This window comes from Streptomyces sp. NPDC058864, assembly GCF_042742985.1.
Lineage (GTDB): Bacteria > Actinomycetota > Actinomycetes > Streptomycetales > Streptomycetaceae > Actinacidiphila.
In genome coordinates this window covers 1-20,829 of sequence record NZ_JBHYMQ010000053.1, presented here as the reverse complement: position 1 = coordinate 20,829, position 20,829 = coordinate 1, and the positions used below count along the sequence as shown (strand labels likewise).

Annotated in this window: 21 protein-coding genes; 13 read left to right on the top strand and 8 right to left on the bottom strand. The window is 73.0% G+C overall.

The annotated features are described in order from the left end of the window. Window positions 1-2: 2 nt before the first annotated feature. Both ACFW3D_RS30480 and ACFW3D_RS30475 read right to left on the bottom strand, forming a co-directional pair. Window positions 3-587: a hypothetical protein gene (locus ACFW3D_RS30480; RefSeq protein ID WP_500509457.1), complete on the bottom strand. Its 585-nt coding sequence runs from the start codon at window positions 585-587 to the stop codon at window positions 3-5. Window positions 588-848: 261 nt separating this feature from the next. Next, the gene (locus ACFW3D_RS30475) at window positions 849-1,694 is read right to left on the bottom strand and encodes a patatin-like phospholipase family protein (RefSeq protein ID WP_500509455.1); all 846 of its coding nucleotides are present in this window, start codon (window positions 1,692-1,694) and stop codon (window positions 849-851) included. A gap of 320 nt (window positions 1,695-2,014) precedes the next feature. Between ACFW3D_RS30475 and ACFW3D_RS30470 the strand changes: the two genes are divergently transcribed. Beyond that, window positions 2,015-2,302, top strand: a complete 288-nt coding sequence (locus ACFW3D_RS30470; RefSeq protein WP_500509453.1) for a DUF6480 family protein — start codon at window positions 2,015-2,017, stop codon at window positions 2,300-2,302. Window positions 2,303-2,304: 2 nt separating this feature from the next. Here ACFW3D_RS30470 and ACFW3D_RS30465 read toward each other — a convergent pair whose 3' ends face one another. After that, window positions 2,305-3,270 carry an ion transporter gene (locus ACFW3D_RS30465; RefSeq protein WP_500509451.1) on the bottom strand — a complete coding sequence of 322 codons (966 nt, stop codon included), beginning with the start codon at window positions 3,268-3,270 and terminating at the stop codon, window positions 2,305-2,307. A 935-nt stretch (window positions 3,271-4,205) separates the two neighbouring features. Between ACFW3D_RS30465 and ACFW3D_RS30460 the strand changes: the two genes are divergently transcribed. Beyond that, complete coding sequence (locus ACFW3D_RS30460) at window positions 4,206-4,472, top strand: hypothetical protein (RefSeq protein WP_500509449.1); 267 nt, start codon at window positions 4,206-4,208, stop codon at window positions 4,470-4,472. A gap of 287 nt (window positions 4,473-4,759) precedes the next feature. Here ACFW3D_RS30460 and ACFW3D_RS30455 read toward each other — a convergent pair whose 3' ends face one another. After that, a complete protein-coding gene (locus tag ACFW3D_RS30455) occupies window positions 4,760-5,590 on the bottom strand; it encodes an SAM-dependent methyltransferase (RefSeq protein WP_500509447.1) in 831 nt (276 codons plus the stop codon). A 74-nt stretch (window positions 5,591-5,664) separates the two neighbouring features. Further along, entirely contained in the window at window positions 5,665-6,573 is a 909-nt protein-coding gene (locus tag ACFW3D_RS30450; protein WP_500509445.1) for a Sco1979 family transcriptional regulator, read from the bottom strand. A gap of 160 nt (window positions 6,574-6,733) precedes the next feature. Between ACFW3D_RS30450 and lplAB the strand changes: the two genes are divergently transcribed. The 4 genes from lplAB (at window position 6,734) to ACFW3D_RS30430 (ending at window position 11,010) form a co-directional block, all read left to right on the top strand. Beyond that, window positions 6,734-7,798: a lipoate-protein ligase LplAB gene (gene lplAB, locus ACFW3D_RS30445; protein WP_500509442.1), complete on the top strand. Its 1,065-nt coding sequence runs from the start codon at window positions 6,734-6,736 to the stop codon at window positions 7,796-7,798. Between the two features lie 152 nt (window positions 7,799-7,950). After that, window positions 7,951-9,039 carry an LLM class flavin-dependent oxidoreductase gene (locus ACFW3D_RS30440; RefSeq protein WP_500509440.1) on the top strand — a complete coding sequence of 363 codons (1,089 nt, stop codon included), beginning with the start codon at window positions 7,951-7,953 and terminating at the stop codon, window positions 9,037-9,039. Between the two features lie 42 nt (window positions 9,040-9,081). Beyond that, window positions 9,082-10,269: a CE1758 family FMN-dependent luciferase-like monooxygenase gene (locus ACFW3D_RS30435; protein ID WP_500509438.1), complete on the top strand. Its 1,188-nt coding sequence runs from the start codon at window positions 9,082-9,084 to the stop codon at window positions 10,267-10,269. 3 nt (window positions 10,270-10,272) lie between these two features. Beyond that, window positions 10,273-11,010, top strand: a complete 738-nt coding sequence (locus ACFW3D_RS30430; protein WP_500509436.1) for a CE1759 family FMN reductase — start codon at window positions 10,273-10,275, stop codon at window positions 11,008-11,010. Window positions 11,011-11,076: 66 nt separating this feature from the next. Here ACFW3D_RS30430 and ACFW3D_RS30425 read toward each other — a convergent pair whose 3' ends face one another. After that, the gene (locus tag ACFW3D_RS30425; protein WP_500509434.1) at window positions 11,077-11,904 is read right to left on the bottom strand and encodes a phosphatase PAP2 family protein; all 828 of its coding nucleotides are present in this window, start codon (window positions 11,902-11,904) and stop codon (window positions 11,077-11,079) included. Window positions 11,905-12,633: 729 nt separating this feature from the next. On the opposite strand from ACFW3D_RS30425, the gene ACFW3D_RS30420 reads away from it, so the two are divergent. The 5 genes from ACFW3D_RS30420 (at window position 12,634) to ACFW3D_RS30400 (ending at window position 18,037) form a co-directional block, all read left to right on the top strand. Beyond that, complete coding sequence (locus ACFW3D_RS30420; RefSeq protein ID WP_500509550.1) at window positions 12,634-12,855, top strand: BBE domain-containing protein; 222 nt, start codon at window positions 12,634-12,636, stop codon at window positions 12,853-12,855. A 71-nt stretch (window positions 12,856-12,926) separates the two neighbouring features. After that, window positions 12,927-13,628 carry a TetR/AcrR family transcriptional regulator gene (locus tag ACFW3D_RS30415; RefSeq protein ID WP_500509432.1) on the top strand — a complete coding sequence of 234 codons (702 nt, stop codon included), beginning with the start codon at window positions 12,927-12,929 and terminating at the stop codon, window positions 13,626-13,628. A 137-nt stretch (window positions 13,629-13,765) separates the two neighbouring features. Beyond that, window positions 13,766-14,299, top strand: coding sequence for a hypothetical protein (locus ACFW3D_RS30410; RefSeq protein WP_500509430.1), 534 nt, complete (start codon window positions 13,766-13,768; stop codon window positions 14,297-14,299). Window positions 14,300-14,304: 5 nt separating this feature from the next. Beyond that, window positions 14,305-15,006, top strand: a complete 702-nt coding sequence (locus ACFW3D_RS30405; protein WP_500509428.1) for a DedA family protein — start codon at window positions 14,305-14,307, stop codon at window positions 15,004-15,006. A gap of 217 nt (window positions 15,007-15,223) precedes the next feature. Continuing rightward, window positions 15,224-18,037, top strand: coding sequence for an AAA family ATPase (locus ACFW3D_RS30400; protein ID WP_500509426.1), 2,814 nt, complete (start codon window positions 15,224-15,226; stop codon window positions 18,035-18,037). A 95-nt stretch (window positions 18,038-18,132) separates the two neighbouring features. On the opposite strand, the gene ACFW3D_RS30395 is transcribed toward ACFW3D_RS30400, so the two are convergent. Further along, window positions 18,133-18,699 carry a sigma factor-like helix-turn-helix DNA-binding protein gene (locus ACFW3D_RS30395; protein ID WP_500509423.1) on the bottom strand — a complete coding sequence of 189 codons (567 nt, stop codon included), beginning with the start codon at window positions 18,697-18,699 and terminating at the stop codon, window positions 18,133-18,135. A gap of 167 nt (window positions 18,700-18,866) precedes the next feature. On the opposite strand from ACFW3D_RS30395, the gene ACFW3D_RS30390 reads away from it, so the two are divergent. After that, window positions 18,867-19,604, top strand: coding sequence for a hypothetical protein (locus tag ACFW3D_RS30390; protein WP_500509421.1), 738 nt, complete (start codon window positions 18,867-18,869; stop codon window positions 19,602-19,604). 28 nt (window positions 19,605-19,632) lie between these two features. Here ACFW3D_RS30390 and ACFW3D_RS30385 read toward each other — a convergent pair whose 3' ends face one another. Further along, on the bottom strand, window positions 19,633-20,067 hold the full coding sequence (locus ACFW3D_RS30385) for a DUF2267 domain-containing protein (RefSeq protein WP_500509419.1): 435 nt from the start codon (window positions 20,065-20,067) through the stop codon (window positions 19,633-19,635). A gap of 243 nt (window positions 20,068-20,310) precedes the next feature. On the opposite strand from ACFW3D_RS30385, the gene ACFW3D_RS30380 reads away from it, so the two are divergent. Further along, window positions 20,311-20,667 carry a DUF805 domain-containing protein gene (locus ACFW3D_RS30380; RefSeq protein WP_500509416.1) on the top strand — a complete coding sequence of 119 codons (357 nt, stop codon included), beginning with the start codon at window positions 20,311-20,313 and terminating at the stop codon, window positions 20,665-20,667. Window positions 20,668-20,829 lie beyond the last annotated feature (162 nt).

The following is a 20,829-nucleotide window of genomic DNA, read 5'->3' as shown; positions in this document are numbered from 1 at the left end:
GACTACTGCCCGCCGAGTCGGAGCAGAGCGGCCACGTAAAGGCTCGCGGACACCGTCAGAAGCAGGAACGCGAGAACCGTGTGGACGACGAGCCCTCGCTTCGCGGCAAGCCCCAGGTGTGCGCGGGCCGCACGGCTCACACGCGGCCCGGGCACACCTCGTGCGGCGCGCGCGTCCGCTTCCTCGATCGCTCGGCGCAGCTTCCTGCGGCTTCTCTCGCTCGTGATGCCCAGACGCACATGGTCGGCGTCGCGCACCAACAGGGTTCGGCACGCCCCGTTGTACGAGAAGGTCGTCAGCAGCCGGACAGAGGTGATCCGGTCGAGGTCGACGGACCGTTCGCCGGTCAAGGTGAGTGCGGTCAGGCGCAGCGACGACTGCCGACGCGTGTCCCGTTCCTCGCACAGGGCGGGCAGGAGTACGAAGCCGACGATGAGCGACAGCAGGCCGAGCGCGATCGGTGAGCCTTCGGGGACCAGCCCCACCCTGGCCGGCCCGTAGCCGACGAAGGGCAACAGAAGGACCGTCACCGCCAGGCCCGATCCCATGCGGGCACGTACCACGCTGCGGGTCTTGGCTGTTCGCACCGACGCCCCCCTTTCTGCGGCGGACATCAGCATGCCCGCCCGGCGACCCGTGCGCACTGCTGGTTCCCGGCAATCCCGCGCTCGGGATCCATCAGGTCCGGCGTCCGTCACCGACGGGACTGCGTGCTCGGCCGGCGTCGTGCGGCAGCGCAGGCGCGGCGCCACGCAGGGCGTTCGTGGAGGGCCACCTTGCGCACCCGCACCTCGTCCCGGTTCGGCGTTCGCGGCGGGGGCGATGCCCCTGCCCCGCCCGCCGGGGGGTCACACCCGGCTCCACCGGAGCTCCAGTTCTCGGCCCTGCGCGCGCCCGGCCGCGGCGGCGGGGCGGCGGGTGGCGGGGTCGAGGGGGTTCGTGCCGATCGCCGCCACCGACGCCTCGTCCGGCCCGACCACCGCGACCTCGGCGCCTGCGGCCCGCAGTTCCGCCAGCGCCTGTTCCAGGGGCCGCTCGCTGGGGAACAGCTCGGTGGTCCCCATCGGCACGATCGTCAGCACACGCGACGCGCCCGCCGCGTAGTCGGCGTTCGCGGCGGACCGCACTCCGCCGTCGACGAAACGCCGCCCGTCGATCGTCACGGGGGGCCAGATGCCCGGCACGGCGCAGCTCGCGGCGACGGCGTCCACCAGGTCCACCCCGGTCGAGCCGTCGAAGACCCGCGGCTCACCCGTCCGCGCGTCCACGGCGACGATCCGCACCGTCCGGGAGGCCGGCCAGTCGTGGGAGGGGAGACGGGACTCGATCACCCGCCGGCGTTCCGCCTCCGGCACCGTCTCGGCACCGACGGCGTACTCGCCGACCGCACGGCGCATGTCGGCGACGGAGGCCGCGCCTTGCAGGACTTCCGCGATGCCCGCGCCGAAGTTCGTCAGGTCCACGTCGGCCATGATCTCGGCCGACTGCAACTCGGGCTCGGTCTGCCGGGCGTAGAGCTCGTCCAGGGACAGCCCGCTGCCCAGTTGCGCCGCGACCGTCGCCCCTGCCGACGTCCCGACGAGCACCTCGGCACCCGTCACGTCCTGCCCCGCGTCCGCGAGCCCCGCCAGCAGCCCGGTGATCCAGGCGATCCCGGCGACGCCCCCGCCACCGAGCACCAGTGCGTCGCTCATCTTCCGTCCTCTCCCCAGGCGTTGCCTTCGTGAGCCCTCGCCTCATCCTCTCCCATGGCGCCGGGATCGTCCGGTGCGGCGAGGGGAACGAGCGTCGCCGGCCACCGTGCGTGACGGAGCGCTCACGCGTCGCCCGGGAGGGGTGGAGTTCCCTGATCGTGGTTCCCTTCGTGCGGATATAAGATGAATCGCCCGGGCAGTGGACAGTGGAGGCCTCCGCGGACCGAGCCGAGGACCGCAGGTGCCGGCTGCCGCCGCCCGACGTGACGCCGTGCGGAGCGATTCCCGCGTCCGCCAGAGGAACGTCCGGAGTGGTGAGCATGCCCGACACACTGATCAGTCCGCGGCTGTTGATCGGCCCCACGATCGGCCCGGCCTTCGGCGCCACGTCCGGCACCGCGGCGGAGCCCGCACCCGCCCTCCGCCCGCACCGTGCCCGCACGGAGCCCACTCCGACGCCGGCCTGCGAGGAGAGCACCACCGCGGGCATCTCCTACGCCGAGCCACCGGAGGTCCCGAAGGCCTGGGAGGTCGTGGCCCTGGTGGCGATCTTCGCCGTCACGCTCCTGATCGCAGTGGGGACGTTCGGGCGGATCCTGACGCTCTGACCTCACCCGCGTGCCTCCGCCGGCCCGGCCGTTGCGGCGAAAGGCCCGGTGTCCGCGTTCGCGGCGTCCGCCGTTTCCGCCGCCGTGTCCGCGGCCTGCGGGCCCGCGCCCCGCGCGCCCACGAGCGCGAGCCCTGCCTCCAGTTCGTCCAGGGCCCGCCGGGCGGTGGCGATGCGTTCCCGCAGGTGGTCGGGCGTTTCGCCGCCGGCCGCCCGCTGCGGCGCCTCGCGCTCGTGCTCCAGTTGCCTGGCCTCCTCCAGCGAGCTGATGACCACGCCGATCAGCAGGTTGACCAGCACGAACGAGCCGAGCAGCACATAGGAGGCGTAGTAGAGCAGGCTCCAGCGCGAGATCTGGAGACCGCCGTGGACGGCGTCGCCGATGCCGTCCAGGGTGATCAGCAGGAACAGCGACAGGGCGGCCCGCCCGATGGACCCGTAGTGCTCCGGGTCGTCGTCGGCGAAGAAGACCCAGCCGGTCATGGCGTAGACGTACAGCAGCATGGTGCCGACCAGCAGGAAACTGAGCGTGCCGGGCAGGCTCTTGCCGACGGCCACGATGATGATGCGCAACTGCGGCAGGAAGCGGGCCGCGCGCACGACCCGGGCCAGTCGCAGCAACCGCAGCGCCGTGGCGTTCTCGCGTGCGAAGGGCAGGTACGCCAGCGTCACCACGGCGAGGTCGAAGACGTTCCACGGGTCGCGGAGGAAGTCCTTGGGGCGGTCGGCGTGGGCGCAGGCCCGTAAGACGACCTCGGCGGTGAAGACCGCCAGGAAGCAGTGCTCCACCAGCTTCAGGGGCGCGTGCCAGCGCGCGGCGATCCCGTCGTACGTCTCGACGCCGAGGACGGCCGCGTTGGCGAGGACGAGGGCGAAGACGGCAACGCCGAACCACTCGGAGTCGACGACGTGACGGCAGCGTACGGCGAGCGCGGCACGGCCCGGGGGAGTGGCGATGTGTTCGGCCATGTGCGTGTACCCGGTCCTCCGCTGCCGCCTGCCTGCTGATCCGACTGAAGTGGATCTTATGTCGGGCGGGCCGTCCGGAGGGTCCGCGAGAGCGCATAACTGCCGTGCGGGCGCCGACTGTTCAGCCCCGGGGAGGGGTGCCGTCATGTCACCGGAACGCTCGGCTCGGCGGCGGCCGGGGGCCCGGGTGCCAGCGGGGCACCGGCCGCCGGGTCGTCGCCCGGACGGCCCCGCCGCGCTTCGGCATCGCGCCCTGGCAGCCGACCGCACCGCTGCCGGCGGGCGGGCGGGTCCTCGTTACTGGAGGCCGGGCTGCGCGCGGGCGGGTCGAAGGACGGGGCGCTCAGGCGGCCGGGGGCCGGCACCGCCGCAGATCCGCCGGCATCGGTGCGTCGACACCCGGCACCGGCGGCGCCGCCGGGCGCTGGCACGCGAGGCACAGCCGATGCCCCCGCGCCGTGATCCGGGTGCCCCACCCGAGGCAGACCGGACAATCGCGCGCCGCGGCCGGGTCGGGGTGCGGGACGGCGGGAGCAGAGCGTGCTCCGTGGGACATCCGGGGCTCCTCGGGGTGCATGGAGAGCGGAGGCGGCGTGGAGCCTTATGGGCTCTTTATCCAGGTATACGTGAAATGTTCTATTCGGGACAAGCGTCCTGCGTCATGGATCGCACACCGTCGGTGACGCAGTCCCGGGCGGTTGCGCCGCCCGCAGAGGGAATGACCGCCCGCGCCCGGCGGTTGCACGTCACGCGGGTGTCCGGTGGCGGGAGTACGCCGCCTGGCGCCGTGGGGGGCCGCGAGCGGTCCCGATCCCACGCGTGTGCCGGCGAGCGGCGACCGGCACCCGCCCGACCACCGCGCCGGTCCGGCCGCCCCCGGGCCGGCGCGGCCCGTCCCCGGGGGATTGTCGGTGCCGGGTGACACCGTGGAGTGCATGGACGAGCTGATACGACCCAGGGTCTACGGTGCGGACGTCGACGACCCCGATCCGGGCCCCAGGCCCGGGCATCTCTACCGGGAACTGGTCGGCGGCCCGCTGGACGGGCTGCTGCTCGACGTGACCGGCTGGACCGAGCCGCAGCACGTGGCGGGCGTCGAGCTGCGCACCGACATCGGCCGTTTCGGCCCGGGCGGCCGCGCCCGCTACGCGCCCCGGGTGGGGGACACCGTGCACTGGGACTGGCGCGGTGACAGCCGCTGACCGCGGGCCCGCTCCCCGGCGCTCCGGACACCCCGTCACACATGTGTCCACCGCGCTTTGTTGCGCAGGAACCCGGGTGGGTCAGTCCGGCTCGCCGGATCACGCCACGGGGTGTCTGATGAACACAGCGGCCCGGGGGCCCCGGAGTGGCCCCCGGCGTCCCCGGGCCGCTCCTCTCGCCGTGCCCGGCCACGTCCGGCGCCGGCGGGACGGAGACGATCGTCCCGCGCCCGTCGCGGAGTTCACCGGCGCGTGCCCGGCGAGGGCGGCGGTGCGGGATCCCGTGGCTACGGCTTCCGGGCCAGCCCGGCGGCGATGAGGCGCTCCCAGACGGTGAGTTCGCGCTCCGTGTCACCGATCCGGGAGACGCCGTCGCCCGGATCCGGGCGCCACAGCGACGCGGCGACGATGCCCGGCTCCAGCATCTCCAGGCCGTCCAGCAGGTCCTCGATCTCCTTGTCGGTGCGCCACCGGCCGCGGCCGAAGGTCTGCTGCAGGATGCGCTCCGACTCGGCCGTCTCCGGGTTGTTGCCGGACCGGAAGTGGCTGACGAAGAAGTAGCTGCCGGAGGGCACCTGCTCGCGCCAGTAGCTGACGATGCCGGCCGGGTCCTCGTCGTCGTTGACGTGGTGGAGGATGGCGCTGAGGATGACGGCGACGGGTTTGTCGAAGTCGATCACCTCGAGGGTGTCCGGGTGGTTCCGGATGACCTCGGGTTCGCGTATGTCGGCCTGGATGACCCGTGTGTCGTCGTTCTGCTCCAGCAGCGCCCGGCCGTGGGCGAGGACGATCGGGTCGCTGTCGACGTACACCACCGTGGACCCGGGCGCGTGCCGCTGGGCGACCTGGTGGACGTTGTCCGCGGTCGGCAGACCGCTGCCCAGGTCGACGAACTGCCGTACACCGGTCGTGGTGGCGATCTCCCGGATCGCACGGATCAGCGCCGCGCGGTTGGCGAAGGCGATCGCCACCGAGCCGGGCAGGTCCTTCCTGAACACGTCGCCGATCTCCCGGTCGACGGCGTAGTTGTCCTTGCCGCCGAGCAGGTAGTCGTAGACGCGCGCGATGCTTGGCCTGGTCTGGTCGACCCAGGAGACGTCGTCCGTCATGACATCCATCCTTCTCCGCGATGACGCCGGGCAACCGTCATCCTAGGGAAGATCGCGCCCAGTTCACCCCCGGGTGGCGGTGCTCATCCCAACCGGTCGATGAGCCTGGTCAGGATCCGGCCGGTGTTGCGGGGCGGCTGCGACTCGGCCGCGAGCCGGTCCATGACGGTCAGGTAGTGCTCCACGTCGTCCTGCTTGTCCAGGTAGAGCGCGCTCGTCAGCTGCTCCAGGTAGACGATGTCGGGCAGGTCGGGCTCGGAGAAGCGCAGGATGGTGACGGGGCCGCCCGCGGCGGCGAGACCGCCGATGTCGAACGGGGCGATCTGCAGCGTGACGTTGGGGAGCGCCGCGACCTTCATCAGGTGCTCCAGCTGACCCCGCATCACCTCCGCACCACCGAGGGGCCGGTGCAGGCACGCCTCGTCGAGGACGACCCAGAGCTGCGGCGCGTCCGTCTTGGCGAGCAGTTCCTGACGGGTCATCCGCAGGTCGACGCGGCGGCCGATCTCCCGCTCGGTCGCGCGGGGGTGGCCGAGCCGGGTGACAGCCCGGGCGTACGCCTCGGTCTGCAGCAGGCCGGGGACGAACTGCACCTCGTAGGTGCGGATGGTGTGCGCCGCCTCCTCCAGACCGATGTGCGTCTCGAACCAGCTCGGCAGGACGTCGGCGTACTGGTGCCACCAGCCGGGGTTGTTGGCCCGGCGGGCCAGCGCGAGCAGGTCGGCGCGTTCCTGCGGGTCGGTCACGCCGTACAGGGTGAGCAGGTCGGCGACGTCGCGCTCCTTGAAGCCCACCCGCCCGAGCTCCAGGCGGCTGATCTTCGCGTGCGACGCGCGGATCGCCTCACCGGCCGCCTCCCGGCTGATCCGCCGGGACTCGCGCAGCCGGCGCAGCTGCGTGCCCAGGACGATGCGCAGCACGGTCGGCCCACCGCGCTGCGCTGCGAGCGGCGAACCGGTGGCGGGCTCGTGGCCCGGCCGGGCGGCAGTCATGTCGGATCCCCCTGAACGACTGGTTGCGGACTCAGTGTTCCATCGTGGCGCCCCTCAGTACAGGCACATCCGCCCCGCGGCGGCGCGCGCCCCGCCCGCCCCGTCCGTGCCCTGCGCAGCCGCCGGGACTAAAGAGACGGCCGGGGCGGTTGTCGTCGTCATGCATGGTGAGTACAAGGTGCCCGGTGGGAAGCTCGTGGTCGTGGACCTCGACGACCGCGACGGGGTGCTCCGCAACGTCCGCGTCGCCGGCGACTTCTTCCTGGAGCCGGACGAGGCGATCTCCGCCATCGACCGGGCGCTCGAGGGCGCTCCCGCCGATACCGACGCCGCCGGCCTCGCGACCCGGATCGAGGCGGCCCTGCCCGAGGGGACGGTCATGTACGGCCTGACCGCGGAGGGGATCGCCGTCGCCGTACGGCGTGCCCTCGCCCAGGCCACGGACTGGACCGACTACGACTGGCAGCTGATCCACGAGGCGCCGCAGTCCCCGGCCCTGCACATGGCCCTCGACGAGGTCCTGACCGCGGAGGTCGCGGCCGGCCGGCGCCCGCCGACCCTGCGCGTGTGGGAGTGGGGCGCCCCGGCGGTCGTCATCGGCAGTTTCCAGTCCCTCGCCAACGAGGTCGACGCGGACAACGCGGCGCGCCACGGTCTGACCGTCGTACGGCGGATCTCGGGCGGCGGCGCGATGTTCGTGGAGCCCGGGAACACCATCACCTACTCCCTCTCGGTCCCCGCCTCCCTGGTGTCGGGGCTGTCGTTCGCCGACTCCTACGCCTACCTCGACGACTGGGTCCTCGACGCCCTCGGCGACATGGGCATCAAGGCCTGGTACCAGCCGCTGAACGACATCGCCACCGAGGCCGGCAAGATCGCCGGCGCCGCGCAGAAACGCGTGGTCGCCCCGGACGGCGGGGCGGGGGCGGTGCTGCACCACGTGACGATGTCCTACGACATCGACGCCGGCAAGATGCTCGAGGTGCTGCGCATCGGGCGCGAGAAGATGTCCGACAAGGGCACCCGCAGCGCGCAGAAGCGCGTCGACCCGCTGCGCCGCCAGACCGGGCTGCCGCGCGAGGCCGTCATCGACCGCATGATCGAGTCCTTCCGCGCCCGCTACGGCCTCACCGACGGGAGCGTCACCGCCGAGGAGCTGGCCCGCGCCGAGGAACTCGCCGCCGTGAAGTTCGGCTCCCCGGAGTGGACCGCGCGCGTTCCGTGACACCGCGGGCGCCTCGGCGTCGAACCGCAGGGGGGCGGGCGGCGGTCCGCCCGCCCCTCGTCCGCTCCCGGCGCGGATCACACATCCACCCACTTGTTTGACGAGTCAATCATGTGCATATGCTTGATGAGTCAAACATTGGGAGGTGCGCCATGGAGGCGGACGAGTCCTTCCCCGTCGTCATCGGCGTCGACAGTTTCGGGGACATCACCACGGACCCGGTGGGACGTCCCCACGGTCAGCCCGAGAACCTCCGCACGCTGGTCGAGGAGGGCGTGCAGGCGGAACGGGCAGGGCTGGACTTCTTCGGGCTCGGGGAGCACCACATCGAGGAGATGCCGCTCTCGGCCCCCGACCTGGTGCTGACCGCCGTCGCGGCACGGACCTCGCGGATCCGGCTGGGCTCGGCCGTCACCGTACTTGGCTCCGACGACCCCGTGCGCGTGTTCCAGCGGTACGCCACGCTCGACGCGCTCTCCCGGGGACGCGCGGAGGTGATTCTCGGCCGCGGGTCGAGCAAGGAGTCCTTCCCCCTGTTCGGCTTCGACCTCGCCGACTACGAGCGGCTCTTCGAGGAACGGCTGGAGCTCTTCGCCGCGCTGCGCACCGAGCGTCCGGTCACCTGGACGGGCACGACGCGGGCCGCGCTGCCCGGACTCCAGGTCTTCCCGCGCACCGCCTCCGGGGCCCTCCCGACGTGGGTCGGTGTCGGCGGCAGTCCCGCGTCGGTCGTCCGGGCGGCCAGGTACGGGTTCAACCTCATGCTCGGCGCCATCGGCGGCAACCCGGCCCGCCTCGCCCGGCTCACCGAGCTCTTCCGCCGGTCCACGGCGGCCGCCGGGTACGGCCCGCGGCCGATCGGCCTGCACTCGCCGGGACACGTCGCCGCGACCGACGAGCAGGCGAGCGAGGAGTACTGGCCGTACTACGAGAGCTTCATGCTCGAGGCCCGCCGCGAGCGCGGCTTCCCGCCGATCACCCGCGAGTACTACGAGCACGAAAGGGCCTACGGCTCGCTCTACGTCGGCTCGCCCGCGACCGTCGCCCGCAGGATCGTCAGGACCATGCGCGTCCTCGGCGCCACCCGGTTCGACCTGAAGTACGGGATGGGCCCGATGCCGCAGGCGCACCTGATGGAGAACATCCGGCTCTTCGGCACCGAAGTCGCCCCGCGCGTACGGGCGGAGCTCGCCTCCGGTCCCTCGCGCCACCGGAGTGCGCCCGCCGGCGCGGACGCCTGAACCACCCCACCATCCGTTCCCGCACCAGAAAGACGGACCACCATGCAATTCGGCATCTTCGGAGTCGGCGACGTCACACGGGACCCGGTCAGCGGACGCACCCCGAGCGAGGCGGAGCGCATCGACGCGATCGTCCGCATCGCGCGGCGCGCCGACGAGGTGGGTCTGGACGTCGTCGCCATCGGCGAACACCACAATCCGCCGTTCATCCCCTCCTCACCGACCACGATCCTCGCCCACATCGCGGCGCTCACCGAGCGGATCACGCTGAGCACCTCCGTCACGCTGATCACCACCAACGACCCGGTGCGCATCGCGGAGGAGTACGCGATGCTGCAGCACCTCGCCAAGGGCCGGGTCGACCTCGTCCTCGGCCGCGGCAACACCGCCCCGGTCTACCCCTGGTTCGGGCAGGACATCCACAAGGGCGTCGAGCTGGCCCTGGAGAACTACAACCTGCTGCACCGCCTGTGGCGGGAGGACGTGGTGGACTGGGAGGGCAACTTCCGTTCCACCCTGCAGGGCTTCACCTCCACCCCGCGCCCCCTCGACGACGTGCCGCCCTTCGTGTGGCACGGTTCCATCCGCACCCCCGAGATCGCCGAGCAGGCCGCGTACTACGGCAACGGCTTCTTCGCCAACAACGTCCTCGCGCCGTACGGGCACTTCGAAAGGCTCGTCGCCTTCTACCGCGGGCGGTTCGCGCACCACGGCCACGGCTCCCCGGAGCAGGCGATCGTCGGCCTCGGCGGCCAGGTCCACATCGCCAGGCGCTCGCAGGACGCGGTCGCGGCGTTCCGCCCGTACTTCGAGGGCTTCCCGCTGTTCCGCGGGAGCTCGCTGGACGAGTACCGCAAGCTCACCCCGCTGTCGGTGGGCAGCCCGCAGGAGGTCATCGACAAGACGATGGACTTCCGGGAGCGCTTCGGCGACTACCAGCGCCAGTTGTGGAACGTGGACGGCATGGGGCAGCCCCTCGAGGTCGTGCTGGAGCAGGTGGAACTGCTGGCCACCGAGGTGGTGCCGGTGCTCCGCAGGGAGATGGCCGCGCTGCGCGCCCCGGGCGTGCCGGACGCGCCCACGCACGCGAGCCTGGTGCGGGCGAAGTACGGTGACGCGCAGCCGCGGCAGCCGCGGCCCAACCCCAACCGCGGGGACAACGTCACCGGCGTCTCGCCGTACCAGGACAGCGATCGCACGGTCGCCGCGCAACGGCCCCCGGTCGGCTGAGCCATGAGCACAGCCACCCCGGCCGGCGGCACGACCGCCGCCCGCCCGCTCACCCTCGTCGTGGTCGACGCGGGCGTGAGCGATCCCTCGTCGTCGAGGCTGCTGGCCGATCGCATCGCCCACCGGTCCGTCGCCGCGCTGCGCGAGCAGGGGCGCGCGGCCACCACCCGCTCGATCGAACTCGGCCCGCTGGCCGTGGACATCGCCCGGGCGATCGTCTCCGGGCACCCCGGTGAGAGCCTGCAGGCGGCGATCGGCGAACTGGCCGCGGCGGACGGCGTGATCACCTCCACCCCGGTCTACACCGCGGGCGTGAGCGGTCTGTTCAAGTCGTTCTTCGACGTCCTGGACGGCGACCTCGTCGTCGCCAAGCCCGTGCTGCTCGCGGCTACGGCGGGCAGCCCGCGTCACGCGCTCGTCGTCGAGGACCAGGTCCGCCCGATGTTCGCCTACCTGCGCGCCCTCTCCGTCCCGACCTCGGTCTTCGCCGCCCCCGAGGACTGGGGAGCGTCGGCGCTGGGGGACCGCATCGGCCGGGCGGCCGTCGAGCTCGCGGCGCTGATGGCCAGTGGTGTCGGTGACGCGATCGCCGACCGGGCCTGGTCCGGCTACCGGCACCGGTTCGGCGGCAGCGCCACGCGAGCCGAGCACACCGCCGCCGACGTGGACTTCGACACCCCGCTCATGCGCCTGGCGGCAGGGGGAGCCCCGTTGCGGAACGACGCCTCCGCCGGCTCCTGAGCGCGCGTCCGCCGGACCCGCCGCCGCCCGCGACCCGTGGTCGGCGGCGAGGTGCCGTCGGTGGTCTCACGTGTGCCGTCGGCGTGCCACCGCCGTCCGGGGGCGGGAGCCGGGGCGTGTCCGGGCGCCCGTCCCGAGACGTCCTGCGGCGTACCAGCCGGCGTGGGCCAGGGCGGCGCCCGCGAGGGCGTCCAGTACGTAGTGGTTGGCGGTCAGGACGACGGTGGCGTCCATGGACACGGTGAGCGCGACGGCGAGCACACGGACCCAGACCTGCCGGGTGGCGGCGAGGACCGCCAGCGTCATGAGGAGGTTCCAGCCGACGTGCAGACTCGGCATCGCCGCGTACTGGTTGGTGAAGGCGGGCGGCTGCAGCAGCCGGTAGGCGTGGGACTGCTGCGTGACGGTGTCCGTCATGCCCGGGGCCGCCAGCCGCGGCGGGGCCACGGGGAACGCGGCGAAGACGGCGAGCCCTGCCGCGCCCGAGAGGAGCATCGCGCGGGCCGCCCTCGTGTACACCTCCGGGTGCCGGGAGAGCAGCCACAGGAGGGTGAGCGTGATGACGGGCCAGTGGCCGAAGATGTAGATCCAGTTGAGGACCCGTGTGACGGCGTGGTCGTCCACGACCAGGTCCTGCAACGGGGATTCCCAGTTCAGGTGCAGGAGCCGCTCGGCGGCGCGGACCCGGGCGGCGTTGTGCAGGGCCGCGTCCGGGGAGCTGTCGGTCAGGCCCCGGACGCCGAAGTAGCCGATGACGGCAGCCACGACGACGGCACCGCGCGGGACGAGCCGGGCCACGGTGGCGGCCGACGGCCCGGAGTGGGCCGCCCGGCAGGAGACGGCGTCGTGGGCCAGGTGGCGGGCGCGGTGCGCGTAGGGCGTGATGACGCTCATTGCGGGGCCCGGAGGCCCTGCCGGTCACTCTGGGTGCCCGGATGTGACTCCGTGCGGACGCCGTGTCCCGCGAGCGGGGCCCGCCACAGCGGGACGACGATCCGGGTGCCGTCGGTGTTTCTGCCACTGCCGTCCGAAGAGGGGAGCGGGCCGTTCATTTCTGCCTCCGGTTCAGTTGTGATCGAACGCCTGGCAACAACTGGGAGTCTCGTTCCCGGTATTCCTTCGGCCCGCGGTGGGGAAGATCACAGAAAGCCGCGGGGGTGCCCGCGTGGTGCCGTGGCGCGGGAGATCGCGGGTGGCCGGGTGTGCCTTCCGTGCGGGTACGGCGATGTGACGGTGTGTCCGCCGATATGAATCATCGCTGGTCCGGTGAGGGATGCCCGACGCAGGGTTGACAGGGTGCGGTCGTCCGTATCTACTTGATGGAGCAAGCATATGATTGATGCCGACCGCTTTCCCGCGCCTTCATGGGATTTCCGGGACGGAATGCCGGGCGTATTCGCGGCAGATATTTCCGCGGGCTGAATTCACGGCCGCCGGAGCGGAATTGACCGGTTCACACGTCTGTGGCGGCAAGGCCGGGGCAGGACGTCCGGCCGCGGTCGGGTCGCGCCGATTCACGGGTCTCGTGCGGTACTTCCGCGGTTGGTGGACAGGCTCCGTCACCCTGCGCAAGGGGCTGGTCGTGGTCACCATCAGTGATGCCTTCCATCGGCTTCCTTGCGCATGAACGCCCAGTGGGCCCGTCTCCGCTCGCACCTGGACGGCATGTACCTGAGCTTCGGGACGGACACCGACCCGGGCCGCCTGACGGACGCCTTCCCCGAGCCGGCCCTCGCGCGACTGCGCCGGCTCAAGGCGGAGTGGGACCCGGAGAACGTCTTCGACCGCAACTTCCCCATCCCGCCCGCGACCTCCCTCGAGGACGGCACGGCCGCGGGCCGGTAGGCGCGCGACCGGCCCGCGGGGGCCGGCGTGACGGCATCCGGAGCAGGTTCTCCGCTTGGTAGGCTGGGTACATGGCAGCGACCGAGAGCCCCCGATCCGCCGAACGGGGACTTCGTGCGGATGCCCTGCGCAACAGGCAGCGGATCGTTGCGGCCGCGCGCCAGATCTTCGAGGAGCGGGGCCTCGACGCGCCGTTGGACGAGGTCGCCGAGCGCGCGGGCGTCGGCGCGGGCACGCTCTACCGGCGCTTCCCCACGCGCGAGGAACTGGTCGAGGCCGCCTTCGCGGAGGAGTTGACGCAGGTGGGGGCCATCGCTGAGGAGGCGCTGCTCTGCGAGGACCCGTGGACCGGGTTCAGCACCTTCGTCGAGCGGCTGTGCGCCGCCATGGCGGCCGACCGCGGCATCAGTGACCTGCTGGTTCTCAGACTCCCCAACTCACAGGTGGCCGCGGGCTCCTGCGAGCGCCAGAACCGTGCCGTGGCCGAACTCGTGCGCCGGGCGCAGGAGGCCGGAGTGCTGCGCGCGGATGTCGTTCCGGAGGACGTTCTCCTGTTCCTGATGGCCAACGCGGGCGTCATCGAGGTGACCCGGGGCGCCGCCCCGCACGCGTGGCGGCGCCTGGTGGCTTTCCTGCTGGAGGCCTGCAGGCCGGCCCACACCGGACCCCTGCCGGCCGCGCCGACCCCGCTGCAGACCGAGCGTGCGCTGCTGGGGAACGCGGAGGCCAAGGGCCTGCGGGCGCCGGGCCGCGAGGGCCACGGCCTCAACTGACCGTGCCGCCGGTCCCGTGCGCGCTGTTAGGTGCGTCACGGCGGAAATAAGTGGAGAGCCAAGTCCGGTTGCCTGATCGGAAGACGATGTCGACGCGCCGCAGTGGCGACGCGGACCCGGCTGATCAGGAGGCCGCCGTGAACCCACCCCCATCCGCGAGAGATGGCTGGACGGCACTGGGGCAGGATGCGGCACACGCGCTCGACCGGCTCCACGCGGTGGCCCCCTGGCCCCTGATGGCGGTGGCGCTGCTCTGGCTGGCCAACCGGCACCCCGCGGTGTACGTCCGCGTCGCCGTGGCGCTGCTGCTGTCCAGCGGGGCCGGGCTGGCGCTCTCCGCGTCGATGGGCCGGGTGCCGGTGCGCGGGACGTCACCCGCCCGCGACTACCTGGCGGACTACTTCGCGCTGCCCGGTGCGGGCGCGGGCTGGTACCTGCTGACGGCGCTCGCGGTCGTCGCCGCCGTCCCGGCCGCCTGGGCGCGGACCGCCGTCGCGGCGGTCGCCCTCTCCTCGGTCGCCGCCGCGGTGGCGACCGCCGACGACCCGGTGGCCGGCGCCCTCCTGGCCGCGGGCGTGCCGGTGCTCGCCTGGTTCACCGCACGCCTCGTACCGGTCCGGCGGCAGGCGCGCCGTGCACCCGAGGCCGCGCCGCTGCGGCAGGCGGGCTGACGGCCATGCACCTGGACGGCCTGATCGAGGCGGCCGGTTGGTGGACGTACGTCGTCGTGTTCGCCGTGACGGCGGGGGAGACCAGCGCGTTCGTCGGCCTGCTGCTCCCCGGCGAGACGGTCATCCTCCTGGCGTCGGCCATCGCCGGCCGGGGTGATCTGCACCCTGTGATCCTGGCCGCCGCGGTCGTCACCGGCGGCATGGTCGGTGACAGCCTCGGCTACGCACTCGGCCGGCACTGCGAGCGCCACCCGGGCACCTGGCTGCACCGGATACGGCCCGACAGCCGGATCGGACGCGCCCAGCACTTCCTGGTGCGCCACGGCGGCGCGGCGGTGTTCACCGGGCGGTTCGTCGGTTTCGTCCGCACCTTCCTGCCCTTCGTCGCGGGGGCGTCCGGCATGCCGTACCGCCGCTTCTTCCTCTACAGCAGCGCCGCGTCGCTGGTCTGGGGCGTCGGCAACGTGCTGCTCGGCTACTTCGCCGGTGCGGCCGCCACCGAACTGCTCCACCGGGCCGGTCTCGTGGCGATCCCCGTGCTCGTCGCCGTGGTTGCGGCCGTGCTGGTCGCCACCCGCCTCCTCGCGCGGCGCCGCCGCCACGGCACCGTGCGGGCCGCCTCGCGCATCGTGGCGACGGGCGGCGCCGCCAAGCGCCCGCCGGAGCAGGACCCGACCGCCGGCTACACCTCCGCACGGGAGTCCTGAGCCCACCCCGGTGGGTGATCGGCCGCTCCGGGAACGGTCCTCGTCACCAAGTGGCCTTGAACACGCACCGCGCCCTGTTTGCCGCATAGAGGACTGTTTGTCCCACGTCTCCCGGTCGTCCGACCCAGAGGGCGGGAGTCGTCCCGGGTAGGGTTTCAGCGATCGTCCCGAGAACCGTCCTGGGAGCCGTCCCCTCAGCCTCTAGGAGCCGCGCCGCATGACCGCCAGCCCGCTTCCCGACCTGGTTGGCCGGCATCGCGAGTGTGAGGAGCTCGACGACCTGCTGGCCGGCCTGCGCAAAGGTGAGTCCCGGGTCCGGGTGATCCGTGGCGAGGCGGGCATCGGGAAGTCGGTGCTCCTGGAGTACGTGTCCGCCCGGGCGTCAGAGGTGACCGTGACCCGGGCGCGGGGCATCGAGGCCGACATGGAACTGCCCTACGCGAGCCTGCACCAGCTGTGTGCGCCGTTCCTGGCCGAGGTCGACGCGTTGCCGGGCCCGCAGCGTGATGCGCTCCGCGTGGCGTTCGGAATGGCGGCCGGAGATCCCCCCGACCGCTTCCTGGTCGGTCTCGCGGTGCTGACGCTGCTCACCCGGGCCTCGGAGACCCGGCCGGTGCTCGTCGTGGTCGACGACGCCCAGTGGCTGGACCAGGTGTCGTTGCAGACACTGGAGTTCGTGGCCCGGCGACTGCTCGCCGAGGCCGTCTCGATGACGTTCGCAGTACGCGACCCCGAGGGGCAGGCCGCGCTCGGCGGCCTGCCGGAGATGCGGCTCGGCGGTCTCGACGCCGCCGCGGCCGGAGAGCTCCTCGAGGCCGCCGTCGGCGGCCGGCTGGAGAAGCGGGTGCGGGACAGGTTCGTGGCCGAGATGCACGGCAACCCGCTCGCGCTGCTCGAGTTCTCCCGCGGCCGCAGCGCCGCCGAGCTGGCCTACGGCTTCGACTCCGGCTCCCCGGGTGTCCAGGGCACCGTGTCGAGCCGCGTCGAGCGGGACTTCGCCGACCGGCTCGGTTCGCTGCCGGCTTCGACCCGGACGCTGCTGCTGATCGCCGCGGCGGAACCCGTCGGTGACGCGCGCCTGCTGGTCCGCGCGGCCGCCGCCATGAGGATCACTCCCGATGCCGCTCCGGCCAAGGCGGCCGGCCTGATCGAGTTCGGTGAGTCCCTCCGGTTCCGCCACCCGCTGGTCCGTTCCGCGGTCTACCACCAAGCCGACGCCGAGGAACGCCGAGCGGTGCACCGCGCGCTGGCGGAGGCCACGGATCCGGTCCTGGATCCCGACCGGCGCGCCTGGCACGCGGCGCAGGCCGTCGACGGGGCGGACGAGGAGGTCGCCGCGGGGCTGGAGCAGGCCGCCGACCGGGCGCGGCAGCGCGGCGGCATGGCCGCCGAGGCGGTTCTGCTGGAGCGCGCGGCCGAGGTGACGCCGGACCCCTGGTCGCGTGGGCGCCGAGCGCTCGCGGCCGCCGAGGCGCACTTCTCGGCCGCCTCGCCCGACCGTGCCACGGAGCAGGCGACGCTGGCCGAGCTGAGTCCCCTCAGCCCCCTGGACCGGGCCCGCCTGGCGCGCCTGCGTGCCAGGATCCTCTTCGCCCGCAGCCGCAGCGACGAGGCGGCGCCCCTTCTCCTCGACGCCGCCGCACAGTTCACCACCGCCGGGTCGCCACTGGCACGGGAGACCTACCTCGAGGCGATCAGCGCGACCATCTTCGCCGGCAGGGTCCACGGTCCGACAGGTGCCCGCGCCGCGGCGATCGCTGCCCGCGGGTCCGGGGCGCCCCCATCGGGCGCCGAGGCCGCCGACCTGCTCCTGGACGGTGTGGCCACGCTCCTCGCGGACGGTTGGGAGACCGGCGTGCCGGCGCTGTGTCGCGCGCTGGAGCCTTTTGCGCACGAGGACCTCGGGACCCGGGAGGCGGTCATGCGCTGGCTCCTCCTGGTCCCGGTCGCCCTGGAGGCGTTCATCCACCACGCCTGGGACCTGCACGCGTGGGACACCCTGGCGACCCGTGCGGTGCGCCTGGCCCGCGACATCGGAGCGCTCGGCGTGCTGCCACCGGCACTGATCTACGCCGGCGGGGTGCACATCCACTACGGAGACTTCGCCCAGGCGGCCCGGATGATCGACGAGGCCGACGCGATCGCCGCCGCGACCGGCCACGCCCCGCACAAGTACGCGGCGCTCGTCCTGGCCGCCTGGCGGGGCGACGAGGACGTGGCCGCCGGCATCATCGAGGACGCCAGGGCCAGAGCGGCGCAAGGTGGCGAGGTGTCCCTCCTGGGCGCCATGGGCTACATCCAAGGCGTGCTGTTCAACGGCCTGGCACGCTACGACCGGGCCCTGGTGGCCGCGCGTTCCGGCATCGAGCACGACGGGTTCAACTTCACCGGTCTGTCGCTGGTCGAACACGTCGAGGCAGCGACCCGGTGCGGCGAACTCGACCAGGCGCGCGCCTCGCTCGCCCGGCTGCTCGAACTGACCCGCGCCGCCGATTCCGGATGGGCCCGCGGCGCCGGCGCCCGCAGCCAGGCTCTCCTCACCGACGACAGTGACGAGGCCGACGGCCTGTACCGGACCGCGATCGAGGAGTTCGGCCGCGATCGGGTGGCCGTGGAGGTGGCGCGCACCCATCTGCTGTACGGCGAGTGGCTGCGCCGGACCCACCGCCGTTCGGCCGCCCGCGAACACCTTCGCACGGCCCACGGGATGTTCGACGGAATGCGGGCGAACGCGTTCGCCGAACGGGCCCGCCGCGAGCTGCTCGCCAGCGGCGAGCGCGTCCGGGCACGGGAGACCGGACGAGCGAGCGCGCTGACCCCGCAGGAGTCGCAGATCGCGACCCTCGCCGCAGGCGGCATGACGAACCCGAAGATCGGTGCGGAGCTGTTCATCAGCCCGCACACCGTGGAGTGGCACCTGCGGAAGGTGTACACGAAGCTCGGGATCAGTTCCCGTCGCGCCCTGCGGGGCGCCCTCGCGTCCGCCCCAGCCGCGGACACCGGGGGCGCGGGCGGGACGCACTCCGACTGAGAGCCGGTGGGGTGTGGCGGCCCCGCCGTCACGGCCGGGCCGGCGCCCCGGCGGCACCGCGTGACGAGCCGGCTCGGCCTCGTGCTGCAGCACTCTCACCCCTCCGCGCACCGCTGGGGGACCCCGGCCAGGAACTCGCGCGCCCGCACGACCAGGCGGCGCACATCGGTCTGGGACAGGCCGATGATCTCCGCGATCCGTCCGTACGGGCAGTCGAACGCATCCCGGAGCACGTAGGCCGCCCGCTCCGCCGGAGTGAGTCCGCCCATCAGCGTCAGCTCCGCGACATCCAGCGCCTCCCCGTTCGCGGCGCCCACCGCGGGGTCGCTCGTGGTGGCGACCGGCTCCGGCAGCCAGAAGCCCACGTAGTCCTCCCGTCGGGCCCTCGCGGAGTGCAGCTCGACGATCGCGAGCCTGGTCACCGTCGTGATCAGGGTCGCCCGTGGGTCCCGCACCCCGGACCGGTCGTGGGCCCGCCAGTAGGTCCGAACGGCCCGGAGGATGTCCTCGGCCTCACGAACGCTGCCGAGCATGCGGTAGGCGATCCCGAATAGGAGCCCACGGGCGTCCGCGAACACGGCCTCCGCTTCCCGGAGGTCCTCCGGGGCGAGGTCCGGGGCGCTCTCGGTCGGCGCCGTCTTCTCCAGGCTGGGCGCGGACATCGGGGCTCCTCTTCGTGGGCGGCGCCCATCGCGGGCGATGCTCCCACTCTCGGTCCGCGGCACCCCTCACCGCGCCCCGGAAGTCCGTGGTCGAGTCCGTAGTCCACCCCGGGGCGTCGCGCACCGGGGGGTGTCGCGCGGGAGCACGATCCTTCTAGGATCACCGCGTGCTCGGGACGGAGATCGTGACGGCAAGTGAGCGCCCCGACCTCCGGGGGGAGGCGAGGGCCGCGCTCTGGGGCGGGTGGCCGGAGTTCGTTCTGCACGCCCCGTCCTCGGCGCAGTACCGCCGCCGGGCGGTGGAGTACTTCCCGCGGTTCGACGTGCTGCTGCTCGACGGCGGCGAGGTGGTCGCCGGCGGGGCGGGGGTCCCGTTGCGCTGGGACGGGGACGTCGGCACGCTGCCCGACGGCTACGACGGCGCCATGGCCGAGGCGGTGATCGGGCACGAGGCCTCCGTGCCACCGGACACCCTCTGCGTCATGGTCGCGGCCGTGCGCCCGGACCGCCTCGGCGGCGGACTGGCCGGCAGGGTGCTCACCGCGCTGCGCGACCGCGCCGTGGACACCGGCCTGCGGCGGGTGATCGTGCCGGTGCGGCCCACCCTCAAGGCGCGGTACCCGCTGGCGGCGATGGAGGACTTCGCCGGCTGGGCGCGCGCCGACGGACTGCACCTGGACCCCTGGATCCGCACCCACCAACGGCTCGGGGCGACCGTCCTCGCGCCCGCGCCGCGCTCCATGGTGATCCCCGGCACCGTGGCCGAGTGGGAGACGTGGGCGGACATGGCCTTCCCGCGGACCGGCAGTTACGTCGTACCGGGAGCGCTCGACCTCGTGGAGATCGACCGCGAGCGGGACCGGGGCGTCTACGCCGAGTCCAACCTGTGGATGCGGCACCTGTGACCGCCGCGGCCGCCCCGGGGCGGCCGGCTCAGGCCGCGCCGACGAGGTCGTCGCGGCCGAACAGCGGGGCGTATTCGCACGGCAGCTGGTGCAGGACGCGCGTGGTCAGGTCACGGCCGGCCAGCCGGGCGACCACGGCGAGCACGGTGCAGCTGTCCCAGCGTGCGGTGGCGGAGGTGCCGCCGGTGCGGGCGGCCAGGTCATCGACGAAGGCGCCGCAGGTGATGGGACGGATCTCGGGGATCTCGGCGGTGAAGACCAGCGCCGCCTCGACGGGCAGGCACGCGGCCAGCGCGACGCGTTCGTCGCCGATGAGCCTGCGCCCCAGGGCGGCGAGCACCGCCCGTACGGCTTCCTCGGCGCGTTCCCGGGTGGGGTAGACGCCGTCGTACCGCACCCGCTCCAGCATGTGGTCGAACGTCATGGACGCCGTGGGCCGGCCCGGTTGGGGCTGGGGGGACATCGGAGGACCTCCGCGGTGGGTGTGCGCGCCGGCCGGTGGGTCCGGCCGTTCGCGCCCCGTCTACCCCGGAAGCCGCGGTGTATGACTGCCGGCCCGCCATCGGGAGGGTCCGACCGGAAGGTCATGGAACGGATCGAGCACTCCTACTGCCGGATATCTTGACCCGTGCACTACAAAATCGTACATTCCGCCTGCCCGGCCGTTCCGGACGGGTTTCCGGTCGTCGACCTTGGGGGGTTCCGCATGCACTGGTACCTGGACGTGCTCAAGCAGTACGCCGTCTTCGGCGGACGCGCGCGCCGCACCGAATACTGGATGTTCGCGCTGGTCAACCTGGTGGTCAGCATCGTGCTCCTCTTCGTGGGGCGCGCCATCGGCTTCGACTACCTCCAGTCGGTCTACGCGCTCGCGGTGCTCCTGCCCACGCTCGGCGTCTCCGTCCGCCGCCTGCACGACACCGGGCGCTCCGGCTGGTGGCTGCTGATCGGCCTCGTGCCGGTCATCGGCGCGATCGTCCTGCTGGTCTTCTTCTGCATCGAGGGCCAGCCCTCGGAGAACCAGTACGGCGCGAACCCGAAGTTCGCCGGCGCGCCCGCCTGACCTCCGCGCACGGCGCGCGGCCCGCTCCCGGCCGGTCCGGCCGGGAGCGGTTCCGCGCCGCCCGGGCCGTGCGGTGTTTGATTCGCCGGTCGGGGGGTGTGGGGGGATGCTGGTGTATATGAGTACGCGCGTTCCTGCGGATTCTGTTGTCCCGGCCGATTT